The 16,314-nt window shown below is 70.4% G+C and carries 14 protein-coding genes; 8 read left to right on the forward strand and 6 right to left on the reverse strand.

The genetic code is table 11. The features are described 5' to 3' along the window. Positions 1-96: 96 nt before the first annotated feature. From LY40_RS19655 to LY40_RS19670, 4 genes are all read left to right on the forward strand, one after another. Positions 97-942, forward strand: a complete 846-nt coding sequence (locus LY40_RS19655; protein WP_183784665.1) for an SDR family oxidoreductase — start codon at positions 97-99, stop codon at positions 940-942. Positions 943-1,082: 140 nt separating this feature from the next. Beyond that, positions 1,083-2,891, forward strand: coding sequence for a flavin-containing monooxygenase (locus LY40_RS19660; protein ID WP_258937764.1), 1,809 nt, complete (start codon positions 1,083-1,085; stop codon positions 2,889-2,891). Between the two features lie 46 nt (positions 2,892-2,937). Continuing rightward, positions 2,938-4,497 carry a hypothetical protein gene (locus LY40_RS19665; RefSeq protein ID WP_258937765.1) on the forward strand — a complete coding sequence of 520 codons (1,560 nt, stop codon included), beginning with the start codon at positions 2,938-2,940 and terminating at the stop codon, positions 4,495-4,497. 48 nt (positions 4,498-4,545) lie between these two features. Continuing rightward, positions 4,546-5,094 carry a TetR/AcrR family transcriptional regulator gene (locus LY40_RS19670; RefSeq protein WP_258937766.1) on the forward strand — a complete coding sequence of 183 codons (549 nt, stop codon included), beginning with the start codon at positions 4,546-4,548 and terminating at the stop codon, positions 5,092-5,094. A 108-nt stretch (positions 5,095-5,202) separates the two neighbouring features. Here the strand turns inward: LY40_RS19670 and LY40_RS19675 are convergent, their stop codons facing one another. Beyond that, entirely contained in the window at positions 5,203-6,216 is a 1,014-nt protein-coding gene (locus LY40_RS19675) for an SDR family NAD(P)-dependent oxidoreductase (RefSeq protein WP_258937767.1), read from the reverse strand. Between the two features lie 80 nt (positions 6,217-6,296). Here LY40_RS19675 and LY40_RS19680 point away from each other — a divergent pair, with 80 nt between their 5' ends. Continuing rightward, on the forward strand, positions 6,297-7,118 hold the full coding sequence (locus LY40_RS19680; RefSeq protein ID WP_258937768.1) for an SDR family oxidoreductase: 822 nt from the start codon (positions 6,297-6,299) through the stop codon (positions 7,116-7,118). Positions 7,119-7,179: 61 nt separating this feature from the next. Here the strand turns inward: LY40_RS19680 and LY40_RS19685 are convergent, their stop codons facing one another. Further along, positions 7,180-8,460 carry an aspartate aminotransferase family protein gene (locus LY40_RS19685; RefSeq protein WP_258937769.1) on the reverse strand — a complete coding sequence of 427 codons (1,281 nt, stop codon included), beginning with the start codon at positions 8,458-8,460 and terminating at the stop codon, positions 7,180-7,182. Between the two features lie 95 nt (positions 8,461-8,555). Between LY40_RS19685 and LY40_RS19690 the strand changes: the two genes are divergently transcribed. Together LY40_RS19690 and LY40_RS19695 are read left to right on the forward strand one after the other, a co-directional pair. Further along, entirely contained in the window at positions 8,556-9,479 is a 924-nt protein-coding gene (locus tag LY40_RS19690; protein WP_258937770.1) for a LysR family transcriptional regulator, read from the forward strand. A 181-nt stretch (positions 9,480-9,660) separates the two neighbouring features. Further along, a complete protein-coding gene (locus LY40_RS19695) occupies positions 9,661-10,392 on the forward strand; it encodes a ribonuclease domain-containing protein (protein WP_258937771.1) in 732 nt (243 codons plus the stop codon). Positions 10,393-10,588: 196 nt separating this feature from the next. Here LY40_RS19695 and LY40_RS19700 read toward each other — a convergent pair whose 3' ends face one another. From LY40_RS19700 to LY40_RS19715, 4 genes are read right to left on the reverse strand one after another with little or no spacing between them, the layout of a single operon-like run. After that, positions 10,589-11,992: an MmgE/PrpD family protein gene (locus LY40_RS19700; RefSeq protein WP_183784679.1), complete on the reverse strand. Its 1,404-nt coding sequence runs from the start codon at positions 11,990-11,992 to the stop codon at positions 10,589-10,591. Further along, the gene (locus LY40_RS19705; protein ID WP_183784681.1) at positions 11,989-12,810 is read right to left on the reverse strand and encodes a cyclase family protein; all 822 of its coding nucleotides are present in this window, start codon (positions 12,808-12,810) and stop codon (positions 11,989-11,991) included. Before LY40_RS19705 ends, LY40_RS19700 begins: the two co-directional genes overlap by 4 nt. Beyond that, a complete protein-coding gene (locus tag LY40_RS19710) occupies positions 12,807-13,646 on the reverse strand; it encodes an HpcH/HpaI aldolase/citrate lyase family protein (protein WP_258937772.1) in 840 nt (279 codons plus the stop codon). The genes LY40_RS19705 and LY40_RS19710 overlap by 4 nt, the downstream gene beginning before the upstream one ends. Then, complete coding sequence (locus LY40_RS19715; protein WP_183784685.1) at positions 13,643-14,830, reverse strand: CaiB/BaiF CoA transferase family protein; 1,188 nt, start codon at positions 14,828-14,830, stop codon at positions 13,643-13,645. Before LY40_RS19715 ends, LY40_RS19710 begins: the two co-directional genes overlap by 4 nt. Positions 14,831-15,070: 240 nt before the next feature. On the opposite strand from LY40_RS19715, the gene LY40_RS19720 reads away from it, so the two are divergent. Further along, positions 15,071-16,312, forward strand: coding sequence for an ABC transporter substrate-binding protein (locus LY40_RS19720; RefSeq protein ID WP_258937773.1), 1,242 nt, complete (start codon positions 15,071-15,073; stop codon positions 16,310-16,312). Positions 16,313-16,314: the final 2 nt, after the last annotated feature.

A 16,314-nucleotide genomic window follows, 5' to 3' on the forward strand; every position in this document is an offset into this window, starting at 1 on the left:
CACCGGTCGACGCAGTCCACCACTGATTGAAACGGTACTGCGGCGCAGCGGTGGGTCGTTGCTATGTTCCGCCGCACGCGCGGAAAGGTGAGTGGTATGGGTGTGTACGCGGTCACCGGAGCCGCTTCCGGAATGGGCCGGGCGGCGGTCGACAACCTGCGTGCCGCCGGGCACACCGTCCTCGGCGTGGATCTGCGCGACGCGGACGTGGTGGTCGATCTGGCCGCACCGGCCGGTCGGCGGAACGCTGCGGAGGCGGTTCTCGAGGCCTGCGCCGGGCGGCTCGACGGTGCCGTGCTGGCCGCCGGACTCGGCCCGGTGCGGGGCCGGGAACGAGAGATCGTCGAGGTCAACTACTTCGGCGTGACCGAGTTGCTGCGGTCGTGGCGGCCCGCGCTGGCCGCTGGAGGAGGCGGCCGAGTGGTGGTCCTGTCCAGCAATTCGACCACCACGACTCCGTTGGTGCCGCGGCGCGTGGTGCGGGCGTTGCTCGCGGGCGACGGCGCCAAGGCCGTGCGGGCCCTGCGATGCCACGGCCCGGCCCGTGCGGTGATGAGCTACGGCGGATCGAAGCTCGCGGTGAGTCATTGGGTCCGGCGTGAAGCCGTGACGCCGGAGTGGGCGGGCTCCGGAATCCGGCTCAACGCGTTGGCGCCGGGGGCGATCCTGACCCCGCTGCTGGAACATCAGCTCGCCGATCCGTCGTCGGCCAGGGCGGTGGCCTCGTTCCCGGTCCCGGCGGGTGGTTTCGGCGATCCGGCACAGCTGGCGGACTGGATCGTGTTCCTGCTGTCCGATGCCGCCGACTTCATGGTGGGCAGCGTCGTGTTCGTGGACGGCGGAACCGACGCCTACTTCCGACCCGAGGCGTGGCCGAGACCGGTGCCGCTGCGTGGTCTGCTCCGGTACCTGCGGCGGATGCGGTCGTTCCGCCGACCCTGACCTGGCCGGGCGCGGCCAGGTGCCCCATATGTCACGGCGATGAGCCGTCCCGGTAGTCTATCGTCCAGGTAAGGCACTTGACTGAAAATGTGTCACGGCCTGCCGCCTCCGTGTGGTGGGCCGGCACGAGAAGGGGCGGTATGTCGATTCCCCGGTTGTCCGAGCTGAGTGCACGGCTCGGCGCGGACCTCGACGGAGTGCGCGAGCGGTACCGCGCGGAGCGCGAACGCCGTGTCCGCACCGACACGTCAACCCGTTACCGGCGTGCGGAGGGCGAATGGGGCTACTACGCCGCGGATCCGTACGTCGAATCCGGGTTCACGCGGGAGCCGCTGACCGACCGGGTCGACGCCGTCGTCGTCGGTGGCGGGTTCGGCGGCCTGCTCGCCGGTGCGCGGCTGCGGCAGGCCGGGCTCGAACGCATTCGCATCGTCGAGAAGGCCGGCGACTTCGGCGGCACCTGGTACTGGAATCGCTACCCGGGCATCCACTGCGACATCGAGTCGTATGTGTACCTTCCGCTGCTCGAAGAGGTCGGGTACATGCCGCGGTGGAAGTATGCGCCGGGTGAGGAGATCCGCCAGCACGCGATGGCGATCGGCCGCACGTTCGATCTCTACACCGATGCGCTGTTCCAGACCGGAGTCCGCGAGCTCCGGTGGGACGACGGCGAATGGATCGTCCGTACCGACCGTGACGACGAGGTGCGCGCGACGTACGTCGTCGTGTCGAACGGCACCCTCGATCACGCCAAACTGCCGCGTATTCCCGGTATTGAGGACTTCGCCGGGCACACGTTCCACACGAGCCGGTGGGACTACGGCTACACCGGAGGCGACCCCGGCGGCGGTCTGGCCGGTCTTGCCGACAAGCGCGTCGCCGTCATCGGCACCGGCGCCACCGGCATCCAGGTCGTGCCGGCCGTCGCTCGAGACGCCGAGCACCTCTACGTCTTCCAGCGCACGCCATCCACTGTGGACGTCCGTGACAATCGGCCGACGGATCCCGAGTGGGCGGCCTCCCTCGGACCCGGCTGGCACACGCGGCGGCGAGAGAACTTCCAGGCGGTCGTCACGGGGCACGCCACCGACGAGGATCTCGTGGCCGACGCGTGGACCGCGAGTGGCCAAGTCCTCGGCAAGATCATCAGCACGGACGCCCACGACGATGTCGACCCCGACGAATGGGAGCAGATCGAAGAGTTCCTCGACCTGGAGAAGATGGCGGAGATCCGGGCGCGGGTCGACCGGGTCGTCGACGATCCCGCGACGGCGGAGCTGCTGAAACCGTGGTACCGCTACGCCTGCAAACGGCCGACCTTCAGTGACGAGTACCTGCAGGCGTTCAATCGGCCGAACGTCACGCTCGTCGACACGGCGGATCACGGCGGTGTGGAACGGATGACCGAGCGGGCGATCGTCGTCGGCGGTGCCGAGTACCCGGTCGACTGCGTCATCTTCGCGACCGGATTCGAGGTCGGCATGTCGGACGTCATGACCGGGCGGCTGCCCGTGTACGGCCGGGACGGCACGAACCTGCTGCAGTCATGGGCGGTCGCCGGGCCACGCACCCTGCACGGGTTCACCAGCAACGGATTCCCGAACCTGTTCCACCTCGGCTCGTTGCAGAACGCACCGTCGGTGAACTTCACCCATGTGCTGGACGAACAGGCGATCCACGTCGCGGAAATGATCGCGGAGGCTCGCCGCCGCGGTGTCAAGTCGATCGAGCCGACCGTCGAGGCCGAGACCTCGTGGGCCGAGACGATTGGCCGCACGTCTCCGGACCGCGAATGGTTCGACGCCGAGTGCACGCCGGGGTACTACAACAACGAGGGTCGTCCCCGCGGTCCGCGGCAGACCTATGGCCCCGGCCCGGGTCCGTTCCAACGACTGCTGCGTGAGTGGCGCTCCGGAGACGGCATCGAGGAGGTGCTCCGCGGTGGCTGACGGCGCGCCCCGTCCGTCGGCACGCCACATGCGGAACGTCACGCGGATGAACCGCCCGGGACCACTGCGTGGTTCGAACGGCGTCGCGTTCGGGCCGGACGGCCGGCTGTACGTTGCGCAGTTCGTCGCCGGCCGGATCAGCGCCCTCGACCTGGATTCGGGCGACGTCGAGCATGTCGTCGACGAACGCGGCCCGGTGCAGGCACCCGACGACCTCGCGTTCGGCGCGGACGGATCGATGTACATCACGGACCTCACGCCCGGGCGCGTGTGGCGGCGTGATCACGCGGGCACCGTCACCCTCGTCTCCGACGACGTCGCGGTGCCGAACGGGATCGCGTGCGTCGGCGACCGGCTGTTCGTCAACGAGATGTGCGCCGGAGGCCGGTTGCTGGAGTTGGCGGCAGATGGCGGGCAAACGGTTCTCGCCGAGGATCTGATGCTGGGCAACGCCATGCAGCTCGGGCCGGACGGGATGCTGTATTACCCGCACATGCTGACCGGCGAGGTGCATCGGGTTTCGCCCGACGGCGGCGGCCCGGAGGTCGTCGCGACGGGCGTCGACGCGCCGGTCGCGGTGCGCTTCGACCGTGCGGGCACGCTCACGGTGCTGTCGCGCGGCGTGGAAGGCATCGTGACCAGGTTCGAATCGTCCGCCGGCGGTCGGCGCCGTGTCACGCCCGGTGATCTGTCCGGAATGGACAATGCCGCCTTCGACGCCGAGAACCGGATGTTCGTCTCCCGCTTTGCGGCGGGCGGTATCGCCGAGCTCGCACCCGACGGACGCGCACGCGAGATCGCCACGCCGGGCCTGGCAGGTCCGTACGGCGTGGCCGTACATTTCTCGGGAACCGTCTTCGCGGCGGACAACTACCAGCTCGCCGGCCTCGAGGGCGGCAGGGCCGACACCCGGGAACTGCTGCTGCTCACCCATGGTGTCGCCGCGGCCACCGAGGGCGGCGGCCTGCATCTGACCTCCCAGTTCGGGACGGTGCGAACCTACGATCCGGAAGCGCGCAGCGTGATCACGCACGCCGAGGGGCTCGCGCGTCCGACGGGGATCGCCGAGCTGCCCGACGGCGGACTCGTCGTGGCGGAAACCGGAGCGGGCCGGGTCGTGAAGGTCGATCCCGCCGACGCGGTGACGACGGCCGGTGGGGTGAGCGACGTCGTCGTGCTCGCGGACGGCCTCGCCGAACCGGTGGATGTCGCGATCGGCACTCACGGCAGCTGCTACGTCACCGACGAGCATGCGGGAACCGTCGGCCTGATCACGGAAACTGGTGTCGAGATCGTGGTGGACGGCCTGGACGCACCGCACGGCGTCACCGTCGCCGACGGCGTGGTATTCGTCGTCGAGGCGGGTCGGCGGCGGGTGGTCGCAGTCGACCCTGACGTCGGTGAGCCGGTGGTGGTGGCCGACGAGCTGCCGCTCGCATTCCCGGCGGGACGTGGGCGCACCCAGCCTGCCCTGTTCAGCCACGGTCTCCCGGGAGTGGCCGTGCCGTTCGCCGGTATCGACGCCGGGCCGGACGGAACCCTGTACGTCGCGGCCGGTGGAGAGGGCACCGTGCTGTGCCTCACAGCTTGCGCGACCGGGGAGTGAGCGCGGCGCATCGCGCCGTCCCAGCCGGCAACACCTAGGCTGGCGCTCATGTCGGAGCGGGGATCGGGAGTGGCCACCAGGGAGGCGATCCGGGCGGCCGCGGAGCGGCTGTTTCTCGACCGCGGATATGCGCGGACACCGGTGCGGGACATCGCAGGCGCCGCAGGAGTGAACGCGGCGCTCGTCATCCGCTACTTCGGTAGCAAGGAGGAACTGTTCCTCGAGACGATGCGGCTGACCATCGACGACGAGCCGTTACTGGACGTGCCGATCGAATCCTTCGGCAGGCGCTTCGTCGAGGTCGTGCTGTCCACGGACGACATTCGCGGCGTGTACCTCGCACTCGTACGCGGCAGCGGAGAGAGCCGGATCGCCGAACGGCTGCGGGAGGTTCACGAACAGGCGCTCGTCGCGCCGCTGCGCGCCCGGCTGTCCGGTGCGGACGCGGATCTGCGCGCCCGGATGGCGGCCGCCGCGGTGGGTGGGCTGCTGTACTCGCTGTGGGTGGTGGGGGACGAAGACCTGGCCGCTGACCGGGACGAACTCGTCGCGCGCTACGGCGCGATCGTGCAGCAGCTCGTCGCCCCGCTGCCCTGAAACCCGCAGCCCTGAAACCCGCAGCCCCGAAACGCCGCTGCCCTGACACGCCGCTGCCCTGACACGCCGCTGCCCTGACACGCCGCTGCCCTGACACGCCGTACGACGTCACTGCACCGACCAGCCGCCGTCGGAGGGCAGGATCGCGCCGGAGACGTTCACGCCGTCGTCGCTGAGCAGGAAGGTGATCGACGCCGCGAGGTGCTGCGCCGTCGCGATCGGCGGGATCATGCGGAGGAAGTCACGAGTGCGCTCGTTGCCCCAGGCCGAATCCGGCGCGCCGCCGTGGGCGATGCCGGTGGCGACTCCGCCAGGGGCGACCGCGTTGACGCGGATACCGTGCGGGCCGTACATGAACGCCGTGTTCTTCGTGATACCGACGACCGCGTGCTTGGCCGCGGTGTAGGCGATACCGGCGGCGTTGCCGCGCAGCGCGGCCTCCGACGCGACGTTCACGATGGATCCCGCGCGGCGTTCGAGCATGGCGGGCAGCACGGCGCGGGTGAGTCGGAACACGCCGTCGACGTTGATCGCGAACACGCGGCGCCACATCTCGTCGGACGTCTCGTGGGCGGGGGAGAAGTCGTCGACGATCCCCGCGACGTTGGCGAGTCCGTCGATGCGGCCGCCCGCCGCGGTGACGATGCGGTCGATGTCGTCGTCGCGGGTGATGTCGCCCGTGACGGTGGTGATGCGGCCGGTGTCCGATTCGGACGCCAGTGTCTCGAGCCCCGGTTCGGTGATGTCGGCCGCCACGACACTGCCGCCTTCAGCGGCAATGCGGTGCGCCGTGGCGCGGCCGATGCCGGACGCCGCGCCGGTGACCACGACGGTGCGGCCGTCGAAGCGGCCGGGAGTGATGCGTTCCCGCCACACGGACTCGTCCGCGTCGGCGGGTCCGCCGCCGACCCGCCGCACGAGTGCGTCGACGACGTCCTGCGACAGCCTTCCCTGGCTGAGGGTGACGAGTTCCTGAAGCGGGAGGTTCGCCACGGGTGCCAGCGCGTCGGCGCCCACGCCCGCCTGTTCGAGCAGCTCGCGGATCGCGGCGCCGCCTTCGGGGTGTTCGAGCCAGGTGCCGACCGTGCTGGCTGCGGTCAGGACGCGGGGTGTCGTGCTCATGGCTGCCTCCGGGCGCGTTCGCGGGACGGTCGCTCGAGTGAGTGTAAACTTAGTTTACATACGGAACGGAGGTGGGCACAGTGCCTGAGGACGTGCTCGTGGTGACCGGCGTCGGCGGCATGGGGATTGCGGTGGCACGGCGGCTCGGGCCGGGCAGGCGGGTCCTGCTGGCCGACGTCGACGCGTCCGCAGTGGAATCGGCGACGAACCGGCTGCTCGACGAGGGTTACGACGCGATGTCCGCGGAGGTCGACGTGTCCTCGCAGGCATCGGTCGGCGCCCTGGCGGAGCGGGCCGCGGCGCTCGGCGACGTCCGGACCGTGGTGCACACTGCGGGACTGTCCCCCGTGCAGGCGCCGGTCCGGGCGATTCTCGACGTCGACCTGCTCGGCGTGGCGTACGCGCTCGATGGGTTCGGTGCGGTGATCGCGCCGGGCGGGTCGGGGGTGGTGATCGCCAGTATGGCAGGCCATTCCAACCCGGGTGTCCCGGCCGCGGACCTGCGCGCACTGGCCACGATGCCTGCCGCCGAGCTCGCCGCGTCCCCGCTGCTGGAGGAGGGCAGTTTCGCAGGCCCGGGGGTCGCGTACGCGTTCGCCAAATGCGTCAACCTGATGCAGGTGCAGGCGGCCAGCGAGGCCTGGGGCCGGCGCGGTGCGCGCATCAACTCGATCAGCCCCGGCATCATCGCCACGCCCATGGGCAAGTCCGAATTGGACAGCGAGCACGGCGCGAGGATGCGCGATGCGGTCGCCGTGTCCAATGCCGGACGTGTCGGCACCGCAGCCGACGTCGCTGAGGCCGCCGCGTTCCTCACGGGTTCTTCGGCCGGCTTCATCTCCGGCACGGACCTGCTCGTCGACGGCGGGGTGACCGCCGTGCAGCACACGCGCACGGGCTGACGGCTCCGGCTCTCGCGCGGCCCGGGTGGCGCCTGCGGTGGCGCGACCCGGGCCGCTGCCCTCAGGCGACGTCGCCGAGTGCCTTGTCGAGGATCTCCACCCCACGATCGATCTCGGCCTCGGTGGCCGTCAGCGCCGGGGCGATGCGGAACGTGCCGCCCATGCCCGGCAGCTGCACGATGTTCATGTGCAGGCCGAGTTCGCCCGCCCGCTGGGTCACGGCGGCGCCGAGCCGGTCGCTGTCGGCCGTGCCGCCGCCGGGGGTGACCAGTTCGAGTCCGACGAGGAGCCCCCGGCCGCGTACGTCCCCGATGGCCGGGTGCCGCGTCGCGAGCTCACCGAGGCCGTCACGCAACCGCACGCCGAGCTCCGCGGCGCGCACATCCAGCCGGTCGCGTGTGAGCACGTCGAGCACGGTGTTGCCGACGGCCGCGGGCAGCGGATCGTTGACGTGGGTGGTCAGGAACAGGAATCCGAGGTCGTGGGCCTGCTGCTCGATCTCGGCGCTCGTCACGACCGCCGACAGCGGCAGTCCTGCGCCGAGTGTCTTGGAGAGCGTGATGATGTCCGGCACGACGCCGTCCCGTTCGAAGGCGTACCAGTCGCCGGTGCGGCACAGGCCGGTCTGGGCCTCGTCGAGGATCAGCAGCATGCCGCGTTCGTGGCACTTGTCCCGCAGCGCACCGAGGTAGCCGGGCGGCAGGTCGATGATGCCGCCGGAGCTGAGAATCGGCTCGACGAGGCATGCGGCGAGACTGCCGGTTGACTGCGCGTCGATGAGGTTGAACGCCAGCTCCAGCTGGCGGCGCCAGTCGAGTTCGCCGTCGGCGTCGACGATGTCGGGCCGGAACCGGTCCGGCACCGGAAGGGCGAAGTTGCCCGGCGCCGCGGGACCGTAACCGCCGCGGCCCGCGCTGTAGGTGGCGCCGGCGGCCGCCTGCGTCATGCCGTGCCACGACCGCGCGAACGAGACGACCTCGTGTCCGCCGGTGACCAGCTTGGCCATGCGCAGTGCTGCCTCGTTCGCCTCGCCACCGGTGCTGAGGAGCATGGTCTTCTCGAGCGGTGCGGGCAGGGAGTCGGCGAGCCTGCGGCACAGCTCGAGCACGGGCCGGCTGAGCATGCCGCTGTAGAGATGGTCGAGCCGGCCCGCCTGGTCGCCGATAGTGGCGACGATCTCGGGATGGGAGTGGCCGAGAATGGCGCTCATCTGGCCGGACGTGAAGTCCAGCAGTTCTCGGCCGTCCTCGGTGAACACCGAGGTGCCTGCGGCACGGTCGATCACGGAGGGGTTGAACCCGCCTCGGCCCTGATAGCGGATGAGGTGCGCGGTGTCGGTCATACTCCGACGCTACGAACGCTCGTTGCATCGCGTCCATCACACGATGTCGACGCCGCTGTTCGGTTTTCCCGAACGATCCGGCGCAGACTGGGGACATGCTCAACCCGTGGCGACTGCGGCTGTTGTCCCTGCTGGAAAGTCTCGGCACCGTGCGTGCGGTGGCCGAGACGCTGCACCTGAGTGCCTCGACGGTGTCGCAGCAGCTCACGGTGCTCGAATCGGAGACCAAGGCGACGCTGCTGGAACGGACCGGCAGGCGTGTGCGGCTCACCCGGCAGGGCAGCCTGCTGGCACGGCGGGGCAGGGAGATCCTCGACCGCATGGCCGAGGCCGAGGCCGAGTTGCGCATGCTCGGTGACGAGCCGATCGGCACGGTCCGGGTCGGGGCGTTTCAGAGCGCGATCCAGCCGCTCGCCGTGCCTGCCGTGACGCGGTTGGCCGACTCGCACCCGCAGTTGCAGGTCGAACTCGTGGAGTCCGAACCGCACGAGAGCGGCCCCGCGCTGCGGACCGGCGACCTCGACGTGATCATCACGACCACCGACTACGTCGAGTTCCCATGGGGCCGTGACCTGGAGATCGTGCCGCTGGGCACCGATCCGGTCGTACTCGTGCTGCCCAGGGCGCATCCACTGGCGCGCCGACGTGCCGTGGACCTCGCCGCGTGCGCCGACGAGACGTGGACCGGCGACCGCACGGGCTCGTACATGGCCGAGCTGACCCGCAGACTGTGCCGGCAGTCCGGCTTCGAACCACGGACCGCGAGCCGCTTCAGCAACTACCTGCTGCAGCTGGGCGAGGTGGAGGCGGGCAGGGCGGTGACATTGCTGCCGGCCCTGGCCGTCCCCGCCGACCGTGCGGTCGCGACGTGCGAGCTGACCACGCCGGTGCACCGCAACGTCACGATCGTCGTGCGCAGTGGCAGCGCCCCGCGGGCGGCCGTGGACGCCGTCGTCGACGCCCTGCTCGACCACCCGGAGATCCCGGCGCTGACGGCCGCGGGCGCCGACCCGGGCTGATCGGCCGGTCGGCTGATGTGACCACCGTGAGCGTCCGAACTGCGGATGTACACCCCATACGTCCGTCCTGTGTCCGGATGTCCCTGAATGCCGGTCAAGAGCTGACGTTGTCTGCGATGATTCGGTTAATCGTTCATTTCTCGGCTAGGCGGGTGTCACGCCGGAGGGCTACCGTCCGCTCATGAGCACTCACCGATCGCGCTTTCACCGATCACGACTCGTGACGATGCTTCTCGGTCTGCTCGTGGCTCTCGTGGGCGGCCTCGGATCGGCGGCTCCGGCCGCCGGTGCCGAGCTCGCGGCCCCGGTCGCGGCCCAGCCGGAATGCGGTGACACCTCCGGATTCGAGACGACTCCGCTCGGGGACCTGCCGGCGGAGGCGACCGACACCTACGAACTGATCCAGAGCGACGGGCCGTACCCGTACCCGGAGGACGACACGGTCTTCCAGAACCGTGAGGGTCTGCTGCCCGACTGCGACGAGGGCTACTACCGCGAGTACACCGTGGAGACCCCCGGCAGCGATGATCGCGGAGCGCGGCGCATCGTGGCGGGAAGCGGTGGCGAGTACTTCTACACCGACGACCACTATGCGAGCTTCATCCTCATCGACACCGGCGACGGCGGCACGCCTCCGCCGCAGGAACCGGCGTGCGGTGACACGTCCGGATTGGACACGGTCGCGCTGTCGTCGCTGTCGCAGGAGGCGCAGGCCGTCGTCGCCGACGTCCGCGGCGGTGCCACCGGCCCCACCTACGAGAACCGTGAGGGCGTGCTGCCGGACTGCGACGCCGGCTACTACCAGCTGTTCGACGTGGGTTCCGAGGACCGCGTGATCTCCGGCGAGGACGGTGAGATCGTCTACACGCCCGACCACTACACGACGTTCCAGGCCGTGGATGTGAACTCCTGACCCGAGGTTCCCGCGGGCGACGGGACATGGTCGACCGGGTCCGCGTCCGGAGCGGAGGGCGGCGCCTGCCGACGCCGCCGCTCGGGCACCGCGACACGGCTCCCGGAATCCGCAACATGGGCCCCGGATAGCGCAACACGGCTTCGAGGTGCTCGCCCGTTCCCGGGCGTTCCGGGAACGGGCGAGCGGATCGACGTCAGGCGTCTGCGGCGAGTTCCCGGGTCAACGTGGTGACGCCGGGCAGCCCGGCGAGTCCGTAGGTGAGCTCGGTGATCCGTTCGGCGCGCTCCTCGGTGACCGCCCGGCCGGCATTGAGGCGGAACTTCGTCGCCAGCTCGTCGGCCGACAGCGGGTTGCCGTGGCCGCCCCGGTTGGCGTTCACCCGCTCGGTGAGCTCGCTCCCGTCGGAGAGCCGGACTCGGAGCACCGCGGGGAACTGGTGCGGGAAGATCCCGTCGCATTCCGCGTCGGGAACACACGTCACCTTGGCGGCGAGGGCCAGCCGGTCCGGATCGGCGGCCGCGGTATCGGTGAAGTCCTCGTGGAACACGCCGAGCCCGCCGCCGCCGAGCAGCGCCGCGGCCACGGTGTACGGGCCGGAGAACGCCGCGTGGTATCCCGACGTGGGGACGGCCTTCTCCTCGGGAGGCTCGCCGATGGTCCGCAACACCGCCGTGGGCGCGCCGAGTTCGATGCTCTCGATCGCGGCGGGGTCGACCCCGCGGGCCCGTAGCCGGAGCGCCGCGTCGATGCCCGCGTGCGTGAAGTGGTTGCACGGGTAGGGCTTGAAGAAGATGCCCGGCAGCTCCCATCGCTCGCCGAGCCCGGACGTGACGGCGTCGAGGTCGACCCGGTCGCCGCAGAACGCCTGCAGCATGCCGAAGCGGCCCTCGAGCACGGTCGGGGGTCCTGTGATGCCCGTGCGTGCCAGCCCCGCGGCGGTGACGGCGGCGTGCGCGGCCCAGCCGCAGTGGATCCGCTTGACGGTGCCGCCCGTCCGGTTCGCCTCGAGCAACCCGGACCCCATGCTCGCCGCGATGCCCACGGCGTGGGCGATGCCGTCGGTATCCACACCGGACAGCATGGCGGCAGACACCGCGCCACCGACGGCGCCGCAGATCGCCGTGGCGTGCAGGCCGTGTTCGAAGAACACCGAGTTGCCGAGGTCGGAATCGTAGCCCGCCATGCCGAGCCGGACAGCCACCTCGATACCCACGCCGATCGCGTCGAGCAGCTGGGCGCCGCCGGCGCCATGCGACTCGGCGACCGCCAACGCGGCGGGCACCACGGAGGCGGACGGATGCAGCACCGACGGCAGGTGCGTGTCGTCGAAGTCGAGCGAATGGGCGAGGGTGCCGTTCAGCAGTGCGGCGCTCGGCTCCGGTACCGGCTGCGCGCCGATCGCGGTGGATCTTCCTGCGCCGCCCCATTCGCGCACGAGCGCACCGACCGCTTCCGCGGGCGGTTCGGCCGTCGCGGCGAGGCTGTTGCCGAGTACGTCGAGGACCCGGCGCGCGACGTCGTCCCGCAGTTCGGGGGCGAGCCCGTCGTCGCGGGTGGTCGTGGCGAATCCGGCGAGGTGCTGGACGAGTGTGGTCATGCGCTCACCGCCGCGAGCGGACGGATCGGCGAACCGGTGCCGCCGGTGATGCGCAGGGGAGCGAGCAGGAAGGTGAACTCGCGGACGCCCGCCTCGGCGACCTCCTCGAGGTTGAGGTGCTCCATGATGAAGATGCCCGATTCGACGAGCAGGACTCGGTGCACCGGCAGCACGGCGTGTCCCGCGCCCGCGGGAATCTGCTCGTAGGCGGTGGTGTCGGCGCCCGTCGCGACGACGCCCCGATCGGCGAGCCACCGTCCCGCTTCCACGGTCGGCCCCGGCACACCGGTCTCCTTGCCCATGTACGTCGCGGCATCCGCGAAGTTGCGTGCCCAGCCGGTGCGCACCAATGCGACATCACCCTGGCCCGGTTCGGCACCCGCCAGCTTGGCGGCCTCGGCGAGATCGTCGGCCGTGACGCCGTACCCGGCCGGCAGCGTATCGACGCCGTGGACGGCCGCGACGTCGAGCAGCACCGCACGCCGCAGCAGCCCGGGCAGGTTCTCCGCGCCGTGCGTGCTGAACGTGCCGCCCTGCTGAGCCTCCGCAGCGTCGACCCCGCCGTGGAGCTCGCCGCAGTGGCTCACGTGCGAGAGCGCGTCGATGTGGGTGCCGACGTGGCCGCCGGTGACGATGATCTCGTTGGCGGCCGAACCGCCGTCGGGGCGTTCCATGTCGCCGTGCCTGCGGATGAGCGTCATCCGGAAACCGGGGTGGTTCGGCGAGCAGGGCATGCCCGTGAAGAAGGGCTGCCCGAGCTCGTAGAGCCGGACCCCGCCGGAGACGGCGGCGAGCAGCGGGTCCTGGGAACGTGTCATGACGTCTGGCCTTCCTTGACGTTCGGGTCCTCGTCGGCGATGGCGAGCAGCCACAGCGCTCGTTCGACGACTGCTTTGTCGACGAAGCGGCCCGCGGAGTCGATCCACGCCGCTTCGCCGGAATCGCGCACCGTGTCCACGAGCGACCGTGCCCACGCCACCTCGTCGGGGTCGGGGCGGCAGGCCTCGTGCACCACGGGAATCTGTGCCGGATGGATGACCGACCGGCCGAAGAAGCCCGCCCGTCGTCCCTCCTCGGTGTCACCGCGCAGGCCGTCGAGGTCACGGACCGCGGTCCACACGCTCTGCGCGGGACTGGACAGGCCCGCCGCGCGGGCCGCGACGACCACCCGCGACCGCGGCCACGTGAGCGCGTTCCGGTCGGTGACGCGCAGGTCCGCCGCGAGGTCGGCCTCCCCGAGGGAGATGCCGGACACGAGGGGATGCGCCGTGGCGAGTGCGTAGGCCCGTTCCACGCCGAGTGCCGATTCGACGACCGGGTGCACGGGAACGGACAGTCTCTCGGCGACGGCGCTCAGCCGTTCCGGGTCCTTGCACTTGGGAATCCGGACCCCGGCTGGTGGCACGGAAGCCGTGGCGAGTGCGTCCACATCGGCCGTCCCGTGTGGCGTGCCGGGCTCGTTGACGCGTACGTACGCGCGGTTGCCGTCGGCGAGGGTCGCGACGGCGTTGCGCCGTGCCTGCTCCTTGGCCTCCGGAGCGACGGCGTCCTCGAGGTCGAGGATGACGGCGTCGGCGTCGGAGGCCAGCGCCTTGGCGATCCGGTCGGAGCGGTCGGCGGGAACGTAGAGCCACGTCCGCACCGGTGCGGTCACCGGACGATCCCCTGCTCGCGGAGCCGGGCCAGGCGCTGGGGCGTCACGCCGTACTCGCCGAGGACCTCCTCGGTGTGCGCGCCGACCGGCGGGCCGGTCCAGTTGATCGCACCGGGCGTCTCGGACATCCGGAACAGCACGTTCTGCATGCGAACCGGGCCGAGTTCGTCGTCGGGCAGCGTTGCGATCGTGCCGAGCGCCTGGAACTGCGGGTCTTCGACGATGTCGGCCGCCGTGTAGATCGGCGCGATCGCGGCCTCCGCCTCCTCGAAGGCCTTGATGACCTCGTCGCGGTCGCGCGCGGCAATCCACGATCCGACCGCCTCGTCGAGTTCGTCGGCGTGCCGGGCGCGCTCGGCTCCGCTGGCGAACCAGGGCTCGTCGATGAACTCCGGCCTGCCCACGAGGCGCATGACGCGTTCGGCGATCGACTGGGCGCTCGTGGAGATCGCGACCCAGCTGCCGTCCCTGGTGCGGTAGGTGTTGCGGGGCGCGTTGTTGCTCGAGCGGTTTCCGGTGCGTTCCTGCAGCACACCGAGCTGGTCGTAGGCGATGATCTGCGGCCCGAGCAGGGTCAGGATCGGCTCGATGATGGCCATGTCGACGACCTGCCCGTGGCCGGTCTGCTCCCTCGCACGCAGGGCCGTCGTGACCGCGAAGGACGTCGCCAATGCCGCGATGCCGTCGGCGAGCCCGAACGGCGGCAGCATCGGCGGGCCGTCCGGGTCGCCCGTGATGGCGGCGAATCCGCTCATCGCCTCGGCGAGCGTGCCGAACCCGGGGCGCTTGGCGTAGGGCCCGACCTGGCCGAACCCGGTGACCCGGGTGAGGACGATCCCTGGGTTGATCGCGCGGAGCTCGTCGTAGCCGAGACCCCAGCGTTCGAGCGTGCCGGGCCGGAAGTTCTCGATCACCACGTCCGCGTCGGCGACCATCTCGCGGAAGATCTCCTGGCCCTCAGGGGATCCGAGGTAGAGCGTGACGGCCTTCTTGTTGCGTCCCAGCAGCTTCCACCACAGGCCGACACCGTCGCGCTGTGCACCGTGGTTGCGGACCGGATCGCCGTTCGGGTGCTCGATCTTGATGACCTCGGCGCCGTAATCGGCGAGTGTGGTCGCGGCCAGTGGGCCGGCGAACAGCGTTGCCACGTCCAGGACGCGGATTCCCGACAATGCGCCCGTCATGGGGCGGCACCTGCCTTTCGTTGTGCGTTTCGGTTAGGGGAACACCGATGAACGCCGTGTTTCGCGACCCACGCTTTCCCCTGCTGACCAAGTTCGCACTGCTGATCGCGGAGAGTCAAGCTGTGCAAGGTTGTTGACCTAGCACTGCGGCCGGTGTCACGATAGCTCAACTTCGACATGATGTTTCTTCGAGCGGAACAACTTCCTTCGGTGGAACACTTCAGGGAACAGGGATCAGAGATGATCGTTCGCAGGCTGATCGCCGTCCTCGGCGTGGGCGCGTTGCTCGCCGCCGCGGGCTGCGGTGGTTCCGCACCGTCCGGCGCCGCGGTCGATGCCGCCGGGAGTGGTGACGGTCCGGTCAGGATCGGGGCGCTGCACCCGGTCAGTGGGTCGATGGCGGTCGACGGACTGCAGATGCGACGTGGTGCACAACTCGCGGTCGAGCAGATCAACGAATCCGGCGGCATCGCCTCGCTCGGCGGCCGCAGGGTTCAGCTGACGACCGCCGACACCCAGGGAAAACCCGAGATCGGCCAGAGCGAGGCTCAGCGGCTGATCTCGGACGGCGCGGTCGGCCTGGTCGGCACTTATCAGAGTTCGGTCAGCAGCAACGTGGCCGTCGTGGCCGAGCGCAACGAGGTGCCGTTCGTCATGGACGTGACCGCCTCCGACGAGATCTTCCAGCACGGCTATCGGCACTCGTTCCGTGTGCAGCCGGGCAGTGCCAAGATCTCCGAGTCCGCGGCCGACTACCTAAAACAGGTGTCCGAGCAGGCCGGTGAACCGGCCGGACGGGTAGCCGTGCTCCACGAACAGACGGACTTCGGCACGGGAGCGGCCGACACGTTCGAGGCCGCGGCCCGAAAGCTGGGCATGGAGGTCGGCCCGCGGGTCAGCTACGACGCGACGACGGCCTCGGACTTCACCTCCCAGATCACGCAGGTCAAGGCCTCGGATGCCGACGTCCTCGTCGTGGCTGGGTACTACGGCGACAGCCTGCTCATCGCGCAGGCCATCGACGCCGTCAAACCCGACCTCGACGCGGTGTGGGGCGTCTCGAACGGCGCCTACGACCAGCCGAAATTCGTGTCCGACGCCGGAGAACTCGGCGACCGGTACTTCAGCACCAACTACCACTTCGACGCGCAGAACCCCGAGACCCGGCGGCTGCGTGCGGAGTACCGACAGCGTTTCGGAGCACCGATGCGCACCGGTGCGGTCCTGTCCTACGACGCGGTGCAGGCCATCGCCGCGGGTGTCGAGGAGGCGGGCAGCACCGACCCGGCGGCCGTGCGCAACGGGATCGCCAGGGCGCAGATCGACCCGCTCACCGTCGGCGACGGCCCTGTCCGGTTCGGACCAGACGGGGAGAACGTGAACTCGGCCGCGGTGCTCATGCAGATTCAGAACGGACGGGTGAAACAGGTGTATCCCCCGGAGAAGGCCGAATCCGACCCCGACTACTCGGTGGCCTGGTGACG

This window comes from Prauserella salsuginis (genome assembly GCF_024648885.1).
GTDB classification, from domain to species: Bacteria; Actinomycetota; Actinomycetes; order Mycobacteriales; family Pseudonocardiaceae; genus Prauserella; species Prauserella salsuginis.